This window comes from Flagellimonas lutimaris, assembly GCF_003581615.1.
Classification (GTDB): Bacteria; Bacteroidota; Bacteroidia; order Flavobacteriales; family Flavobacteriaceae; genus Flagellimonas; species Flagellimonas lutimaris.
This window is the reverse complement of record NZ_QXFH01000077.1, coordinates 537,701-554,352: the sequence shown is the minus strand read 5'-3', so window position 1 is coordinate 554,352 and position 16,652 is coordinate 537,701. Positions and strand designations below refer to the sequence as shown.

General features: G+C 39.1%; 16 protein-coding genes. 5 read left to right on the top strand and 11 right to left on the bottom strand.

Annotation, left to right across the window (positions count from 1 at the left end; genetic code table 11):
• Nucleotides 1-188 precede the first annotated feature (188 nt).
• The 10 genes from D2V08_RS16665 to D2V08_RS16620 all read right to left on the bottom strand — a co-directional run bounded on the left by D2V08_RS16665 (nucleotide 189) and on the right by D2V08_RS16620 (nucleotide 10,822).
• A complete protein-coding gene (locus D2V08_RS16665) occupies nucleotides 189-1,004 on the bottom strand; it encodes a prohibitin family protein (protein ID WP_119609562.1) in 816 nt (271 codons plus the stop codon).
• A 12-nt stretch (nucleotides 1,005-1,016) separates the two neighbouring features.
• On the bottom strand, nucleotides 1,017-3,050 hold the full coding sequence (locus D2V08_RS16660; RefSeq protein WP_119609561.1) for a VWA domain-containing protein: 2,034 nt from the start codon (nucleotides 3,048-3,050) through the stop codon (nucleotides 1,017-1,019).
• 4 nt (nucleotides 3,051-3,054) lie between these two features.
• The gene (fabG, locus tag D2V08_RS16655; protein ID WP_119609560.1) at nucleotides 3,055-3,804 is read right to left on the bottom strand and encodes a 3-oxoacyl-[acyl-carrier-protein] reductase; all 750 of its coding nucleotides are present in this window, start codon (nucleotides 3,802-3,804) and stop codon (nucleotides 3,055-3,057) included.
• A gap of 107 nt (nucleotides 3,805-3,911) precedes the next feature.
• Nucleotides 3,912-4,784, bottom strand: coding sequence for a succinate--CoA ligase subunit alpha (sucD, locus tag D2V08_RS16650; RefSeq protein ID WP_119609559.1), 873 nt, complete (start codon nucleotides 4,782-4,784; stop codon nucleotides 3,912-3,914).
• A 62-nt stretch (nucleotides 4,785-4,846) separates the two neighbouring features.
• Nucleotides 4,847-5,782 carry a UDP-3-O-(3-hydroxymyristoyl)glucosamine N-acyltransferase gene (locus tag D2V08_RS16645; protein ID WP_119609558.1) on the bottom strand — a complete coding sequence of 312 codons (936 nt, stop codon included), beginning with the start codon at nucleotides 5,780-5,782 and terminating at the stop codon, nucleotides 4,847-4,849.
• Nucleotides 5,783-5,787: 5 nt separating this feature from the next.
• Nucleotides 5,788-6,354, bottom strand: a complete 567-nt coding sequence (efp, locus tag D2V08_RS16640) for an elongation factor P (protein WP_119609557.1) — start codon at nucleotides 6,352-6,354, stop codon at nucleotides 5,788-5,790.
• 4 nt (nucleotides 6,355-6,358) lie between these two features.
• Nucleotides 6,359-7,144, bottom strand: coding sequence for an acyl-ACP--UDP-N-acetylglucosamine O-acyltransferase (lpxA, locus tag D2V08_RS16635; protein ID WP_119609556.1), 786 nt, complete (start codon nucleotides 7,142-7,144; stop codon nucleotides 6,359-6,361).
• Nucleotides 7,145-8,557 (bottom strand): bifunctional UDP-3-O-[3-hydroxymyristoyl] N-acetylglucosamine deacetylase/3-hydroxyacyl-ACP dehydratase, encoded by a 1,413-nt coding sequence (locus D2V08_RS16630; protein WP_119609697.1) that lies wholly within the window; start codon nucleotides 8,555-8,557, stop codon nucleotides 7,145-7,147. It lies immediately after the preceding gene.
• The gene (gene lpxD, locus D2V08_RS16625) at nucleotides 8,550-9,575 is read right to left on the bottom strand and encodes a UDP-3-O-(3-hydroxymyristoyl)glucosamine N-acyltransferase (protein ID WP_119609555.1); all 1,026 of its coding nucleotides are present in this window, start codon (nucleotides 9,573-9,575) and stop codon (nucleotides 8,550-8,552) included. Before lpxD ends, D2V08_RS16630 begins: the two co-directional genes overlap by 8 nt.
• Before the next feature lie 23 nt (nucleotides 9,576-9,598).
• The gene (locus D2V08_RS16620; RefSeq protein ID WP_119609698.1) at nucleotides 9,599-10,822 is read right to left on the bottom strand and encodes an HD domain-containing protein; all 1,224 of its coding nucleotides are present in this window, start codon (nucleotides 10,820-10,822) and stop codon (nucleotides 9,599-9,601) included.
• Between the two features lie 37 nt (nucleotides 10,823-10,859).
• Between D2V08_RS16620 and porX the strand changes: the two genes are divergently transcribed.
• The 5 genes from porX (at nucleotide 10,860) to D2V08_RS16595 (ending at nucleotide 15,403) form a co-directional block, all read left to right on the top strand.
• Nucleotides 10,860-12,404 carry a T9SS response regulator signal transducer PorX gene (gene porX / locus D2V08_RS16615; protein WP_119609554.1) on the top strand — a complete coding sequence of 515 codons (1,545 nt, stop codon included), beginning with the start codon at nucleotides 10,860-10,862 and terminating at the stop codon, nucleotides 12,402-12,404.
• A gap of 7 nt (nucleotides 12,405-12,411) precedes the next feature.
• Nucleotides 12,412-12,828, top strand: coding sequence for a tRNA (adenosine(37)-N6)-threonylcarbamoyltransferase complex ATPase subunit type 1 TsaE (gene tsaE / locus D2V08_RS16610; protein WP_119609553.1), 417 nt, complete (start codon nucleotides 12,412-12,414; stop codon nucleotides 12,826-12,828).
• Nucleotides 12,829-13,230: 402 nt separating this feature from the next.
• Nucleotides 13,231-13,779 carry a hypothetical protein gene (locus D2V08_RS16605; protein ID WP_119609552.1) on the top strand — a complete coding sequence of 183 codons (549 nt, stop codon included), beginning with the start codon at nucleotides 13,231-13,233 and terminating at the stop codon, nucleotides 13,777-13,779.
• Between the two features lie 44 nt (nucleotides 13,780-13,823).
• Nucleotides 13,824-15,023, top strand: a complete 1,200-nt coding sequence (locus D2V08_RS16600) for an alanine dehydrogenase (RefSeq protein WP_119609551.1) — start codon at nucleotides 13,824-13,826, stop codon at nucleotides 15,021-15,023.
• Between the two features lie 5 nt (nucleotides 15,024-15,028).
• Nucleotides 15,029-15,403 (top strand): DUF4258 domain-containing protein, encoded by a 375-nt coding sequence (locus D2V08_RS16595; RefSeq protein ID WP_119609550.1) that lies wholly within the window; start codon nucleotides 15,029-15,031, stop codon nucleotides 15,401-15,403.
• Here the strand turns inward: D2V08_RS16595 and D2V08_RS16590 are convergent.
• Nucleotides 15,400-16,572: a proline dehydrogenase family protein gene (locus D2V08_RS16590; protein WP_119609549.1), complete on the bottom strand. Its 1,173-nt coding sequence runs from the start codon at nucleotides 16,570-16,572 to the stop codon at nucleotides 15,400-15,402. The genes D2V08_RS16595 and D2V08_RS16590 overlap by 4 nt on opposite strands.
• Between the last annotated feature and the right edge of the window lie 80 nt (nucleotides 16,573-16,652).

Sequence of the window (16,652 nt, the reverse complement as noted above, 5' to 3'; positions counted from 1 at the left end):
TTTGTCTGAAAAACCAAAGGGGTACAAAAAATAAACCCGTTTGATTTCTCAAACGGGTTAGAATATATTTTAAAAACAACAATACATTTCTATCTCGCTTGAGGGCAAGTATAAAAATGATGATGTGTGTTTTTGTTTCTCATGATGGTTCAAAAATAGAATATATTTTTATATCAAAAAAGGGAAAATTAGTTATTTCCCAAAATTAATGGCAATCCATCATCGCCTGAACCTACCACCACAACTTTAGCATTTGGTGATTCCGCTAACTTTAAGGTGGCATCTATACCTTTGTCCTGCAATATCTTATCGGTAAGCGAAGCGCTCAATATTTTATTGGCATCCGCCTTACCTTGTGCTTCAATACGAACTTTTTGAGCTTCTTTCTCGGCGGTAATCAATCTAAATTCGTACTCCAAGGATTCTTGCTCTTGTTTCAGTTTACGTTCAATGGCTTCCTTGATGGTCGGAGGCAGTGTAACATCCCTAACAAGAATTTGGTTCAATTGAATATATTGATCACCCACAATGTTCCTTGTTTCTTCAAAAATTTCTTGTTGGATGGCGTCCCTTTTGCTGGAATATAATTGCTCAGGTGTATATCTGCCCACAACACTACGTGCAGCCGAGCGTATTGCCGGAAGAAGGATACGGTCCTTGTACAGCTCACTTTTTTCTTGATGCAGTTTTCCCAAGGATTCATATTCTGGTTGAAACCATGCAGAAGCATCAAGCTTAATTTCCAATCCATTGGAGGAAAGTACTTGCATTTTTTCGAAGACTTCCTGTTGTCTGACTTCATAAATAAAGACTTTGTTCCATGGAGCCACTAAATGAAACCCTTCACCCAATGGGGCCTCATCGGTAACTACACCACCTCCAAAGGTCTTATAAAGTACACCGGCCTCCCCTGATCCTATGGTGATAGCTGATTTTGAAATAATAATAATTAAGAAAATAATCGCTGCCAATGCTGGCAACGCAATCTTTGGTAATTTATCCATTTGTATTTTGATTTATATTAATCCATTATATTTTCTGATAAACCATTCCAATGCTAAGGAAAGCACTATCAGTCCGAGTAAAATACGGAAATCTATTAAAGATACAACATTATCCCTGCTCTTTTGAACAGGAAGAAATTCTTGAGACGAAGCTAAGTTACTTTGTAGAGTTTCAACTCCATCTAAATAGTAAAGTTCACCCCTATTTTGTTGGGCCAATCGCTCCATTTTTTTATAGTTGGCGGAAATCAATTGCTTTTCTGGATTGAAATCCAAAATTCTGAATGTCCCAGACCGATTCAGGTTTTCGCCTTGAACGGTTACGGTAAAATTATATTCTCCAGCTTCCAAATCACTTAAATCAACTTCGTAAAACGAACCTTTTAAAAGTACGGGCGAAACTCTGGAAAAATCATTGTCTTTACCTTCTATCTTTATGGAAATGTTGGCATTGGCATCAAATTGATAGCTTTCATCAAAATACGAAGCTCTGATTTTGGCCATACTAGCATTGTCAAAAACCAACTCATAATCCAACTCCAACCGGTTGCGCTGCCTGTTAGAACCCAAGTATACCATTAAATTGCCGATGAAATCATCAAATTTTTGAAAACTTTGATCGTCACGATACACTTGAGCCCGCCAGCGCCAAACATCTTCTCCAAAAAGCACGGCTTCTTTTGTATTACCTTCTGTGAGAATTGTGAACAAGGGTTTATCCAAACTGATGCCTTGTAATTGTTGAAACATCAATATTTCATTATCCCTGTTGAGTTGAATATCCCCAAGTGTTCCCTGTAATGGTGGAAATCCATTTACAGAAAACGCTCCAAGACCAAATAAGCCAAAGGCATTGTTTAAAACCGGTAAAATATCTTCTGGTTGTCTGCTTCCGGAAACCGTAAAACTCTCTTGTGCCCTATTTAAAAAGTTCCAATCTGTTTTGCTTCCTGTAATTGTAAAGTAATTAGCTCCTGAATTTTCCAGAAACTCGTAAACACTCCTAAAATTTCGATTAGGTTGATAGAGAATTATAAGGTCAGATTTCTCAAAAGCAGACTGACTGGCATGTGGTTTTACCAAGGTAACGGAACGTTGTTCGTTCGATTCGATAGATTTTTTTAAGGCACCAATGTCTGGATGTAGGATATCAGAAACTACGGTCACATTGGTTTTCTCATCAATTACCTCAATGGCGGTCTCTTTGGAGTTATTCGCTGTATTTCGCTCATTTTCTAGCGGATTCACCTCAATTTTGATGGTTTTGACGCCTACGCTTTGGGCTTCAACCAAAGTATTTAGGGTTATACTGTTCTTTATGCTATTGAGATTGACTCGCTCCTGATGTACCCTACTTCCGTTAATGGAAATAGTGACTGTACTTGAAACAGGTCTGGAACCTAGATATCGAATGGAAGTCTCAATAGGAAAGCTATTGCGTAAAAAAGCAAATTTGTTCACATTGATTAGTCCAATGGAAATGTCTTCATACTGCGTAGTGTCGCCCACTACTACGGGGTTTACCGTGGTATTTTCATTTAAGCTGATATATTCGTAGTCCCTCCCCAAAGTTTGATTACCATCTGAAAACAAAACAATAGCATTGTTTCCGTTTACAAAGACATCATTCAAAGTAGAAAGTGCGTTGGAAATATCGGTGTTTCCTTTATTAAAACTAAGTGAGTCCGTTGTGGTTATTGTATTCCCAAATCCATATTGATGGATGGTAAACCTTTTATTTAAAGCTTGGTCCTGTTTGAGTTGCACAATCGCTTGGGAAATTTCTGCTTTAGAAGTAGCCTCTTCCATTGAAGTGGAATTATCCACCAACAGGATCAGGTTTGCTTTTTCAACAAAATAATCCTTGCTTATAAACTTTGGGTTTATCAAAAGCAAAAGGCCGCTAAACAAGGTGACAAACCTTAATGCGGCCAATATTATCCTAAGTGAACCTTTTCTCGGGTTTTTATAGAAGTACTGAAAATAGACCAAGATAAGCGCGGCAGCAACTGCTAATAAAATAAGAAGTACCGTGCTCAACTCCATTCATTTAGGTTAACATTCCACCATCAACGTTCAATACCTGTCCTGTTACGTAGCCAGATAGGTCCGACGCCAAAAATACACAGGCATTGGCCACATCTTCCGGGCTTCCACCACGCTTTAATGGAATTCCTTCTCTCCAACCTTGAACCGTTTTCTCGTCCAATTTTTCGGTCATTTCAGTTTCAATAAACCCTGGGGCAATCGCATTGCAGCGAATGTTTCTAGATCCCAATTCCAATGCAACGGATTTGGTAAAACCAATCATACCTGCTTTGGAAGCTGCGTAGTTGGTTTGTCCAGCATTACCTTTTACACCAACCACACTACTCATATTGATAATGGACCCTTTACGCTGCTTCAACATGGTCCGCTGAACGGCTTTGGTCATATTGAATACAGATTTTAGATTGATTTCGATTACTTTATCAAAATCATCCTCACCCATTCGCATCAACAAGTTGTCCTTGGTGATACCGGCATTATTGATCAATACATCAATTCTGCCATCAAAATCCTCCAAAACTTTGGCCACAAGGGCTTCAGATTCTTCAAAACTTGCGGCATTACTTTTATAGGCCTTCGCTTTTATGCCCATTTCGGTCAATTCTTTTTCCAATTCCAAGGCTGGACCTTCACTGGAACTATAGGTAAAAGCCACATTGGCACCGTGTTTTGCAAATACTTCGGCAATTCCTTTTCCAATTCCCCTACTGGCTCCTGTTATGATTACGTTTTTCCCTTCCAAAAGTTTCATACAATGATTGTGTTTGAATGGTTATTAACCAAATATAGTTTTTGTTTTATGTTTAGACGAAAAAAAATCCCGCATAAAACGGGATTTAGTATGGTTTTAACGGTTGGTTACCCAACCACTTCTTTCACTTTTACGCCAATTTCGGCAGGTGAATCCACAACGTGGATACCACAATCGCGCATAATTTTTTTCTTGGCTTGGGCTGTATCGTCACTACCACCTACAATGGCACCAGCGTGTCCCATGGTACGTCCTGCTGGAGCAGTTTCACCAGCAATAAAACCAACAACTGGTTTTTTGCTGCCACTTTCTTTATACCATTTTGCCGCTTCGGCTTCCAACTGGCCACCAATCTCACCGATCATTACAACACATTCAGTTTCTGGGTCGTTGATTAAAAGCTCAACAGCTTGTTTTGTTGTGGTTCCGATAATGGGGTCACCTCCAATACCAATGGCCGTGGTGATTCCCAATCCTTGACGCACAACTTGGTCGGCCGCTTCGTAAGTAAGTGTTCCTGATTTGGAAACGATACCTACTTTTCCTTTTTTGAAAACAAATCCTGGCATAATACCAACTTTTGCTTCACCTGGCGTAATTACACCTGGACAGTTTGGACCGATCAATGTGCAGTCCATATTCTTGATGTAATCGTTGGCTTTTACCATATCCGCTACGGGAATACCTTCGGTAATCGTGATGATTACTTTGATTCCTGCATCAGCAGCTTCCATAATGGCATCCGCAGCAAATGCAGGCGGAACAAAAATTATAGTGGTATCGGCACCAACTTCTTTTACAGCGTCTTCCACTGTGTTGAAAACTGGTTTTCCCAAATGTTCTTGACCACCTTTTCCGGGGGTTACACCACCAACCACGTTGGTTCCGTATTCAATCATTTGTTCGGCATGGAAGGTTCCTTCACTACCGGTAAATCCTTGTACAATTATGTTTGAATCCTTGTTTACTAAGACGCTCATATATTTAACTTAATGTAGAGATACAAAAATATGGTTTACTAAAGTTTTTATCTATTGATTTCTTAAATCTTTTTTAGTTTTTGCAAGATTTCTGGAATCCTTTTGATGGATGCGATTTGTTTTAGTTTTTCCCGAGCTTCCTCAGCTGGGTAACCAAAATAGGTTTTGCCTCCCTCAAGTGATTTTGAAATACCTGATTGAGCCAAAATCACCGCTTTTTTACCAATGGTGGCTCCGCTTGTGATGCCTACCTGTCCCCATAGGGTCACTTCGTCCTCAATAATGCAACAACCCGCAATTCCTACATGGGATGCTATCAAACATTTTTTTCCGATAACAGTATCGTGCCCAACTTGAATCTGGTTGTCCAATTTGGAACCTTCTTTAATGGTGGTTGAACCCGTTACTCCTCGGTCAATCGTACATCCAGCACCAATGTCCACATTGTTTTCAATCACAACGTTTCCTCCTGAAAGTAATTTGTCAAATCCTTCTGGCCTATTTTTATAGTAGAAAGCTTCGGCTCCCAAAACAGTTCCCGCGTGGATGGTTACATTATCCCCAATGATACATCCATCATAAATGGTTACGTTAGGGTGAATCACACAGTTTTTACCAATTTTTACGCGGTTCCCAATAAAAACGCTGGGTTGAATTATAGTTCCCTTTCCTATTTCAGCAGATTCGGCAATAGATGATGCAGCACTTTCAAAGGGTTTGAAATGGCCTGTCAATTTATTAAAATCTCTAAATGGGTCATCAGAAATAAGTAGGGCTTTGCCCTCTGGAAAATCCACTTTTTTGTTGATGAGAACAACTGTTGCTTTAGATTGCAGGGCTTTATCGTAATATTTGGGATGGTCCACAAAAACGATATCACCTTCTTCCACTACGTGGATTTCATTCATACCCAAAATGGGGAAACTTTCATCTCCCACAAAGTCGGCATCAATAAGCTCCGATATTTCTTTAAGTGTATAGGTTTTAGGGAATTTCATTCAGGCTACTCTTTGGCACGTTCCATATATGCTGCTTTCTCTGTATCAATCTTTATTTTGTCACCTTCGTTGATAAAAAGTGGCACATTGATGGTTGCTCCAGTTTCAACCGTTGCAGGTTTTGTGGCGTTGGTTGCCGTGTTTCCTTTTACTCCAGGTTCTGTGTGGGTCACTTCCAATACAACACTTGCAGGCATTTCAACGGAGAGCGGATTATTGTCCTCAGCATTAAAAATAATGGTCACCACTTCGCTTTCTTTTAGCAAATCAGAAGCATCGAGAGCATCTTTTTGCAAAGCAATCTGGGTGTAATCATCCGTGTTCATGAAGTGATAGGTTTCCCCATCATTGTATAAAAATTGGTACGAACGTGTTTCTACACGTACATCTTCAATCTTGTGTCCTGCAGAAAACGTATTGTCCACCACTTTACCGGTGGTCACGCTTTTTAGCTTGGTACGCACAAAAGCAGGTCCCTTACCCGGTTTTACGTGAAGAAACTCTATAATCTTATAAATATCGTTGTTGTACTTGATGCACAATCCTTTTCTTATATCTGAAGTACTTGCCATAAATTTAGTTTGAACTGAAATATCCTTTCATAATTCCACGTTGCGAATCCCTAATGAACTGGAGAATTTCATCCCTTTCCGGGGTTGCTTCCATTTCAGCTTCTATGATGGATGCCGCTTGAGAATTGTTATAATTTCTTTGATACAGTAAACGGTAGATGTTTTGAATCTCCCTGATTTTATCGGAATCAAATCCTCTTCTACGCAATCCAATGGAATTGATTCCAACGTATGATAAAGGTTCTCTTGCTGCTTTTACATATGGAGGTACATCTTTACGAACCAAGGAACCACCTGTTACAAAAGCGTGGTTTCCAATAGATACAAACTGATGTACAGCAACCATTCCGGCCAAAACAACATTCTGCCCAATGGTCACATGTCCCGCTAATGTGGAATTATTACTGAAAATACAGCCATCACCTACAAAACAATCGTGTGCAACATGACAATAGGCCATAATCAAACAATTGTTCCCAATAACTGTTTTCATTCTGTCAGAAGTACCTTTATTTATAGTTGCACATTCTCGAATCGTTGTATTATCTCCAATTTCTACCGTTGTATCTTCTCCTTGGTACTTAAGGTCCTGAGGCATTGCAGAAATTACAGCCCCCGGGAAAATGCTGCAGTTTTTTCCGATTCGGGCTCCTTCCATAATGGTAACATTGGAACCAATCCAAGTCCCTTCTCCAATAGTTACATTATTGTGTATAGTAGTAAAGGGTTCAATTACCACATTTTTGGCAATTTTGGCCCCTGGATGTACATATGCTAATGGTTGGTTCATCTACGAATCTGTATTTTTTGTTTTTACGATCTGTGCCATAAGCTCAGCTTCGGAAACCAATTTTCCATTGGCGTATGCATAAGCTTGCATGTGGCATATTCCCCTCCGTATGGGTGAAATCAAATCGCATTTAAATATTAAAGTATCCCCAGGAACTACTTGTTGTTTGAACTTTACTTTATCAATCTTCATAAAGAAAGTCAGGTAGTTTTCTGGATCGGGAACAGTACTCAAAACAAGTATTCCTCCTGTCTGGGCCATTGCTTCTACCTGTAAAACTCCGGGCATTACAGGTGCCCCTGGAAAGTGACCCACGAAAAATGGTTCGTTCATGGTCACGTTTTTGACCCCTACAACATGGGTGTCGGAAAGTTCAAGAATTTTATCTACCAATAAAAATGGAGGACGGTGTGGTAATCTGGCCATGATTTCATTGACGTCCATTAATGGCTCTTGGTTCAAATCATAGCTGGGAACTTTGTTCCTTTTTTCTATTTTGATGATTTTGGACAATTTTTTAGCGAATTGGGTATTAACAAAATGTCCAGGCTTGTTCGCAATCACCTTTCCTCGGATTCGGGTTCCGGCCAAAGCCAAATCTCCGATTACATCCAGCAACTTGTGCCTGGCAGCTTCATTGGGATGATGCAAGGTAAGGTTATCTAAAATACCATTGGGCTTTACGGAAAGCTTCTCTTTATTGAAGGCCTTTTCCAATTTTTTCATTGTGGATTCCGATATTTCCTTGTCCACATATACAATGGCATTATTGAGGTCTCCGCCCTTGATCAGTCCATTTTCCAACAACATTTCAAGTTCATGAAGAAAACTGAATGTACGTGAATCGGAAATCTGTTCTTTAAAATCGGACATTTTTTCCAAAGTGGCATTCTGTGTGCCCAAAACTTTGGTTCCAAAATCCACCATAGTGGTCACTTGGTATTCATCCGCAGGAATAATGGTAATCTCACTTCCTGTGGTTTCATCTTTATAGGAAACAACATCTTTTACCACATATTCTTCACGTTCTTGCTCCTGCTCAACAATACCCGCTTCTTCCAAAGCTTCGACAAAAAACTTGGAAGAACCATCCATAATAGGAGGTTCCGGAGCATCCAATTCAATTAAAACGTTGTCGATATCCAATCCAACCAAGGCAGCAAGTACATGCTCCGAAGTATGAATTTTGACTCCGTTTTTTTCCAAATTGGTACCACGTTGGGTATTCACCACATAATTGGCATCTGCCTCAATTATGGGTTCTCCCTCTAAATCTATTCTCTTAAACGCAAAACCGTGGTTTTCATCAGCGGGCAGAAAACTCATGGTTACATTTTCCCCTGTATGCAGTCCTACACCTTGTAGCGTTACTTTTTTCGCTATAGTGCGTTGTTTGTTACTTGTTTTACTCACCTTCAACTTTTTTTTCTATGTTGGAGATTTGATTTGCCAATTTTGGCAAATTCTTAAAGTGTACATATGATTTGTTGAAGTCCCCATAGTTCAATGCCGGTGAACCTTGTAGCACTTCATCATCTTTTACATTTCTTCCGATACCCGATTGGGCTTGAATACGAACCCTATCACCAATAGTGATGTGTCCTACGATACCCACTTGACCACCAATCAAACAATTTTTTCCAATTTTAGTGGATCCAGCAACACCGGTTTGGGCAGCAATTGCAGTATGTTCGCCAATTTCAACATTGTGTGCTATTTGGATTTGATTATCCAACTTCACTCCTTTTCTCAATATGGTGGAACCTAAGGTGGCACGGTCTATGGTTGTACCGGCACCAATATCCACATTATCTTCAATAATAACATTACCAGTCTGGGGTACTTTACTGTATTCCCCATTAGAATTTGGTGTAAAACCAAATCCGTCTGCCCCAATAATAGCTCCTCCGTGAATAACACAGTTGTTTCCTATAATAGTTTCGGAATAGATTTTGGCCCCTGCAAATACAACTACATTATCCCCTATGGTTACATTATCTCCCACGTATGCATTCGGATAAACTTTCACATTGTTACCAATGGTCACATTGTTTCCCAAATAGGCAAAAGCACCAAGGTAAAAATCTTCTCCATAGTTGGCGCTTTCAGAAACATAGCAAGGACTTTCAATACCTACCTTGTTGTTTTTTACCTGATTGTAATATTCCAATAATTTGGAAAACGATTTATAAGCATCATCTACCTTGATCAAGGTAGTGGAAATTGATTGTTCTGGAACAAAATCCTTATTAACTATGGTAATGGATGCTTTTGTAGAGTATATGTAGGATGTATATTTTGGATTGGCAAGAAAGGTCAACGACCCTTTTTCGCCTTCCTCTATCTTAGATAGTTTATGGACAGCAATTTGAGGATTCCCCTCAACTTCCCCTTCTAAGATTCCGGCAATTTGGGTAGCTGTAAATTTCATTGGTGCAAAAGTAACAAAATTTGTTAAACGGCTTTCTTTGGATAGCAGCTATAATATTTGGTAACGGTTTTCGCCAGCGCTTTTAGGCTAAGCTGGTCCGACTCCTTTAAAACATCTGAAATTTTTCCGTTCTTCTTTAAAATTTGAATGGCTTCATCTTTACTGTAAGCCTTGTTGGATATTTCTCCCTGAAAAACAAAATTGGAAGCTTCCTCAACCGAAAGGTCATGCTTTTTGATGATCCAATCTATCTTCTCTTTGATTTTTTCTGGAGTTATGGGGCTCTTTTTAACCTTTACGTGCAAAAGTCTTCTGTCCAGTAACATTTTGCACAATTTGGAAAGCACAAAATCATTATGGAATTGCCAACTTTTCAAGGCGCCAAGAACATCAATATCGTCAAGTTCGGCAAAAGTTTTTAAAACGTCGGCATTAAATGATAAAGTTCCGTTGTTCTTCAGAAAAAATAATAAGGGTTGACTTCCATTTAATTCTTCGCCCTGACTTAAGAGCAGTCTCGCACGTTGCATAATCCTAATCAATAACTGCTCGGCCACCAATCCTGTTTTATGCAAATACACTTGCCAATACATAAATCTACGGGCCATCAAAAACTTTTCTACCGCATAAATCGCCTTCTCCTCTACCACTAAATTACCTTCTACTACATTCAGCATAGAGATAAGTCTTTCAGAATTGATGTTTCCTTCGGTAACGCCAGAGTAAAAACTATCTCTTTTAAGGTAGTCCAAGCGGTCCATATCCAACTGGCTGGAGACCAGTTGATTTAAAAAAGGTTTAGGGTAATCTCCTTGAAAAACGGCAATGGCAGTATCCAGCTGCCCTTCGAATTCTTTGTTCAACTCCATCATAAAACGGAGGGAAATCTGCTCATGACTAATTTCTTTGGCTACAAAACCTTCCAAGGCATGGGAAAACGGCCCGTGGCCTATATCGTGAAGCAAAATGGCACACAATAAACCTTTCTCCTCCTCTTCGGTAATTTCTACATTTTTTAATTTTAAAACCTGAATGGCCTTGGTCATTAAATGCATGCTACCAAGTGCATGATGGAATCGAGTATGGTGCGCCCCTGGATACACTAAATAGGAAAGCCCCATTTGGGATATCCGCCTCAACCTTTGAAAGTAAGGGTGCGAGATCAGACTAAAAATTAGTTCGTTGGGAGTTCCAATAAAACCGTAAATTGGATCGTTGAAAACATTAAGCTTATTGGTTTTTACCAAGAGTTTTTGTTTTAATTCCCACAAAGATAACTACTATATGAACAAGATAACAATTCTTTGGGTCGATGATGAGATAGACCTTTTAAAACCTCACATATTATTTCTGGAAAGTAAAGGCTATAAAGTAATCACGAGCCAGAGTGGCCAAGATGCCATTGAAGAAATCAAAGAAGCTTTTTTTGATATTGTTTTTTTGGATGAAAATATGCCTGGCCTTTCCGGCTTGGAGACACTAACTGAAATAAAGAAATATGACGGTTCCATTCCTGTGGTAATGATTACCAAAAGTGAAGAAGAATACATTATGGATGAAGCAATCGGCTCCAAAATCGCAGACTATCTCATAAAACCTGTAAACCCGAATCAAATTCTTTTATCCTTAAAAAAGAGTTTGGACAATTCTCGCTTAGTATCAGAAAAAACCACGGCCAATTATCAACAGGAATTCAGGAAAATAGCCATGGACCTTTCTATGGTAAATACCTGCGAAGAGTGGGTTGAACTCTACAAAAAACTGATTTACTGGGAGTTGGAATTGGAGCAAATCGAAGATTCCGGTATGTTCGAAATACTGGAATCTCAAAAGGTGGAGGCCAATTCCCAGTTCGGAAAGTTTGTGGATAAAAACTACAAGACTTGGTTCCATGACGGCGATGCTCCAGTAATGTCGCACACCCTATTTAAGAGTAAGATTCAACCTGAGTTGGAAGGTAACAAAACCCTATTGGTTGTGATTGATAATTTAAGATATGATCAATGGTTGGCATTCGAAAAAACTTTATCGGTTCATTTTAAAAAGAAACAGGAGTGTGCATATTTCAGCATACTCCCAACAGCAACGCAATATGCCCGTAATGCCCTGTTTTCTGGCTTGATGCCTTCCGAAATGGAGAAACGGTATCCGGATTGGTGGAAAAACGATACGGATGAAGGCGGGAAAAACCTTTTTGAATCCGAGTTTTTAGGAGAACAGTTGAAACGATTGGGGCTTAACCTCAATTGGGAATACCATAAAATAAGTAATCTAAAACAAGGGAAGCAACTGGCACAAAACTTCAGATCACAAAAAGATAACGACCTCACCGTGGTTGTCTACAATTTTGTAGATATGCTTTCCCATTCAAAAACAGAAATGGAGGTAGTAAAGGAACTCGCTTCCAATGACAAGGCCTATCGTTCACTTACACTAAGTTGGTTTAAAAATTCACCCTTGTTGGAAATTATCCAGCAAGCGCAAGAGCTTGGCATGAAATTGATTTTGACCACGGATCATGGTACCATCAATGTAAAACAACCCTCAAAAGTGATTGGTGACCGCGAAACCAGCTTAAATCTTCGTTATAAGACTGGTAGAAGCCTTACTTATCAAGATAAAGATGTATTGGCCACTAAAAATCCGCAAGAAATTCACTTGCCAAACATTAATCTGAGTAGCAGCTACATTTTTGCCAAGAACGACCTCTTTTTTGCTTACCCAAACAACTACAACTACTATGTAAGTTATTATAGGAACACATATCAACATGGCGGTGTTTCATTGGAAGAAATGGTTGTTCCTTTTGTAGTTTTGGACCCTAAATAAATTTATTTTGAAACGAAACTTTCAATTAAGCCAAATTCAAGATGTAGCCAAAGAAGTAATCAGGAATTCACCCAACAAAGTCCTTTGTTTATATGGTGATATGGGCGTCGGTAAAACCACTTTGGTTAAAGCTTTAGTAAAAGAACTTGGTGCTGTAGATGAGGCAAACAGTCCAACTTTTGGTTTGGTAAATGAATATTCGGATGAAAATAACAATCCCCTCGCCTATCATTTTGATTTTTATAGACTAAATGATGAAATGGAGGCTTTGGATATGGGTTTTGAAGATTATTTGAATTCTGATGCATGGCTATTTATAGAATGGCCAGAAAAAATTTCATCTCTTTTGCCTGAAGATGCTGTGGGGGTATTCTTGCACTTTATCGAGGAAAGCACTCGTTCAATCGAGTTAAATGTTTCTTAAAACACAATCGCTCTATCTTCAGACATATTATTGCGCAGAGCAAGCCGATTTCGATAAACTGTAAGTTTTTTGCGTTAAAAAACCAATTTTATCGATAAAAGGCATGGTAGGTTGAAATATTTTCCTACATTTGTTCTGAGAATGAATTCATTTATTAACCAAAAACTCTTTTACGATGAACACTAAGAAAGTTTTTTTTGGGTTGCTAGCTGTTGCATTTTTGGCAATGACTGCTGTTTCGACCAGCGTTGTTAAAATTGACAAAGATCAAACAACTAGCATTAGAAAAGATCAGCTAAAGAAACTTTAGTAATCTTTTTCCAAACCGTTACGATAATCCCTTTTTTTTAGAAGGGATTATTTTTTTACAATAATCTTTCATTTTTCTAGTTATCTACAACAATGAAGGACAAAACTAGAATTAGGAAAAAGTTTGTAATCGAGGGAGTGATAGCACTTTTTATTGCTATTTCTCCAATACTATTTTATGGTTATAAATATTTGCCCGTCGGAGCCAAGACTTGGACCTTTTTAGGTATTGAGTTTACGGATAATGGGTTTGATGATGATGTTAGCTTAGCTTTCTATTATTATTTGAACAAATTAATCCCTTTACTTCTACTAGTAATATGGTTCGTAACTTCAAAAAACTGGTGGTACCATGCCATATTGATTCCAATCGCTATGTACAGCTTCCAATTGTACACGGTCTTGAATTATTCCAATAGTGAACGAATCGACGAAAACGAAATCCTGTATGTCATTGCCGTAACCATGGTGGTTATACCCGTAGTGTATTTTATAAGGGTAAAATTGGTTGATAAACATGTGCATGGTATCGACTTAGAGGCTATGGATACAGAACTTCAAATCCTAAAAGAAAAAGAAGAATTACGTAAGGAACGCGAGAAATTGGAACAACGCAAGAAGACTGCTTCAAAAAAAATGTAAATTTGCTCGAATACCTTATGGTATAGTAAATAGATTTACTTTTTATGAGCCAAGCTTCCTCTCCATTTAGCAAACAGCAATTACTTCCGCAAGAAGAAACTTTAGAGGTTGTCAAACAAAAGGGAGAACTCTTTATAGGTATTCCAAAAGAGAATCAATACCAAGAAAAACGGGTGTGCCTTACCCCAGACGCCGTTAACGCCATTACAGCAAACGGACACCGGGTATTATTGGAGTCTGGAGCAGGCGAAGGAGCAAATTTTTCCGATATTGATTATACCAATGCTGGAGCTGAGATTACAAGAGATACCAAAAAAGTATTTTCCTGTCCTATAATTTTAAAAGTAGAGCCCCCTACCCTTTCGGAAATAGATTTACTGAATCCGCAGACCATTATAATTTCTGCATTGCAGATCAAGACCCAGAACAAGGAATATTTTGAAATCATGGCCAAAAAAAGGCTCACGGCCATTGCCTTTGAATACATTAGGGATGAAGATGGTAATTATCCAGCGGTGCGCTCACTAAGTGAAATTGCCGGAATCTCCTCCATTTTGATTGCCTCCGAGCTTATGTCCAACCCCAATACCGGTAATGGATTGATGTTTGGAAATATTAGCGGGGTGCCCCCTGTTGAAGTTGTGATTATTGGAGCTGGTACTGTAGGCCAGTTTGCTGCACGGTCAGCCCTTGGGTTGGGTGCTAATGTCAAGGTTTTTGATAATTCCATTAGTAAATTAAGGGATCTCCAAACAAACCTGAACCAAACCCTTTACACATCGACCGTACAGCCCAAGAATTTATTAAAGTCCCTAAAACGTTGTGATGTGGCCATTGGGGCAACACGAGGAAAGGACCGTTCACCCGTAGTTGTATCCAGTTCCATGGTAGAGAACATGAAAAAAGGAGCTGTGATCATTGATGTGAGTATTGATATGGGAGGCTGTTTTGAAACATCGGAGGTAACCACACACCGAAAACCAACCTTTGAAAAATATGGAGTTGTCCATTATGGAGTTCCCAATATTCCATCTAGGTACCCTAGAACATCATCCATTTCCATCAGTAATATTTTTACTCCTTATTTATTAAAAATTGGAGAAGAAGGCGGCTTGGAACATTCACTTCGGTTTGATAAAGGCTTGCGCAATGGACTTTATATGTACCATGGTATTTTGACCAACAAATCCGTTGGCGATTGGTTTGGGCTAAACTATAACGATATTAACTTTCTTATTTTTTAATGTAGATGGCATTTTTGAAACGATTGGGATGGTACTTGGTTGGACTATCCATAGGATTGATTTTTTTGGTTTTTATTTTGAAGAAAAAATCTGGCGAAGAAGGTATAGATTTTTGCTATTTCCCGAATTGTAGGGTGCTCAAGGATATGCGTTCCAAACCTTTGACTTTCTCGGAATCGCTACCCGAGCAATACCAAGACACACTTATGATTCAGGCCTTTTTACAGGATGGCGATGTGGATTTTGGAAAGAGTGATACCAAGTCCGAACCTTGTAAAACGTATTTTATCTCCCATGAATATAATGGTGAAGAATTAGAGCTAAAGGCTAAGAATTGTAAAAATCAAGTGACGGTGGAAGGAGTCACTTTTCTGGATTAATCCGATAATTTCCTCCGCTTCCGTTCTTTTGTGATCAAGGCAAGTTCCCGCGACGTTTGACCAGCTACCGAGGTGTTTTCCTCAGCTCTTCTGATTAAATAAGGCATTACATCACGTACTGGCCCATAGGGCACATATTTTACCGAATTATATCCTTCTGCCGCCAAGTTGTAGGTGATATGGTCGCTCATGCCAAATAATTGGCCAAACCAAATCCGTTCATCGTTGGTCGTGATGTCCTGTTTTTTCATCAGGTCGACCAGTTTGAGACTGCTCTGCTCATTATGCGTACCGGCGAAAATGATAAAACGCTCCAAATGCTCCATCATAAAATCGATAGCAGCATCAAAATTCTCATCGGTTTCTCGCTTGGATTTGCAAATTGGGCTTTCATAGCCTTTTTCATTGGCCCTTTCGTTCTCTTTTTCCATATAGGCACCGCGGACTATTTTCGCTCCGATATGAAAGCCTTCATCCACCGCTATTTTATATAGCTTTTTCATATAATCGAGGCGATCCCAACGATACATTTGAAAGGTGTTGAACACCACGGCCTTTTGCTTGTTATATTTGCGCATAAGATCAAGGATCAAATCGTCCGCAGCATCCTGCATCCAGCTTTCTTCCGCATCTATCAATAAAGCAACATCCAAATCATAGGCCTTTTGACAGACTTTATCAAATCGGTTTACAATCCTGCCCCACTCTGCCTCTTCCTTTTCGTTTAATTCACTGCCGGCAGTGACCTTCTCAAATAGTTTAAAACGCCCAAAACCGGTAGGTTTGAATACGGCAAAAGGCATAGCATCTTTTTCCTTGACAAAGTCCAGAATCTCCAAGGTTTTTTCCATGGCAAAATCAAACTGGTTGTCCACCTCTTTGCCTTCTGCTGAATAATCTAAAATGGAGCAAACCCCATTACCGAACATATTGTCAATAATTGGCAAACAATCTTTTTCGCTGACACCACCACAAAAATGGTCAAATACAGTAGCCCGGATCAAACCCTCAACAGGGAGGTGTGCCTTAATGGCAAAATTGGTCACCGCAGTACCGATACGAACCAAAGGTTCGTTAGAAATCATTTTAAAAAGAAAATAGGCTCGCTCCAACTGGGAGTCCGTTTTTAGCTCAAAAGCTATTGCAGTATTCTCAAAATTTGGTCGCATTAATTATAATCCATTAAAGATTCAAATATAAGTACGGAATCTAGAACCATATATATAAAAATAATCTTTATTTAGCAGTG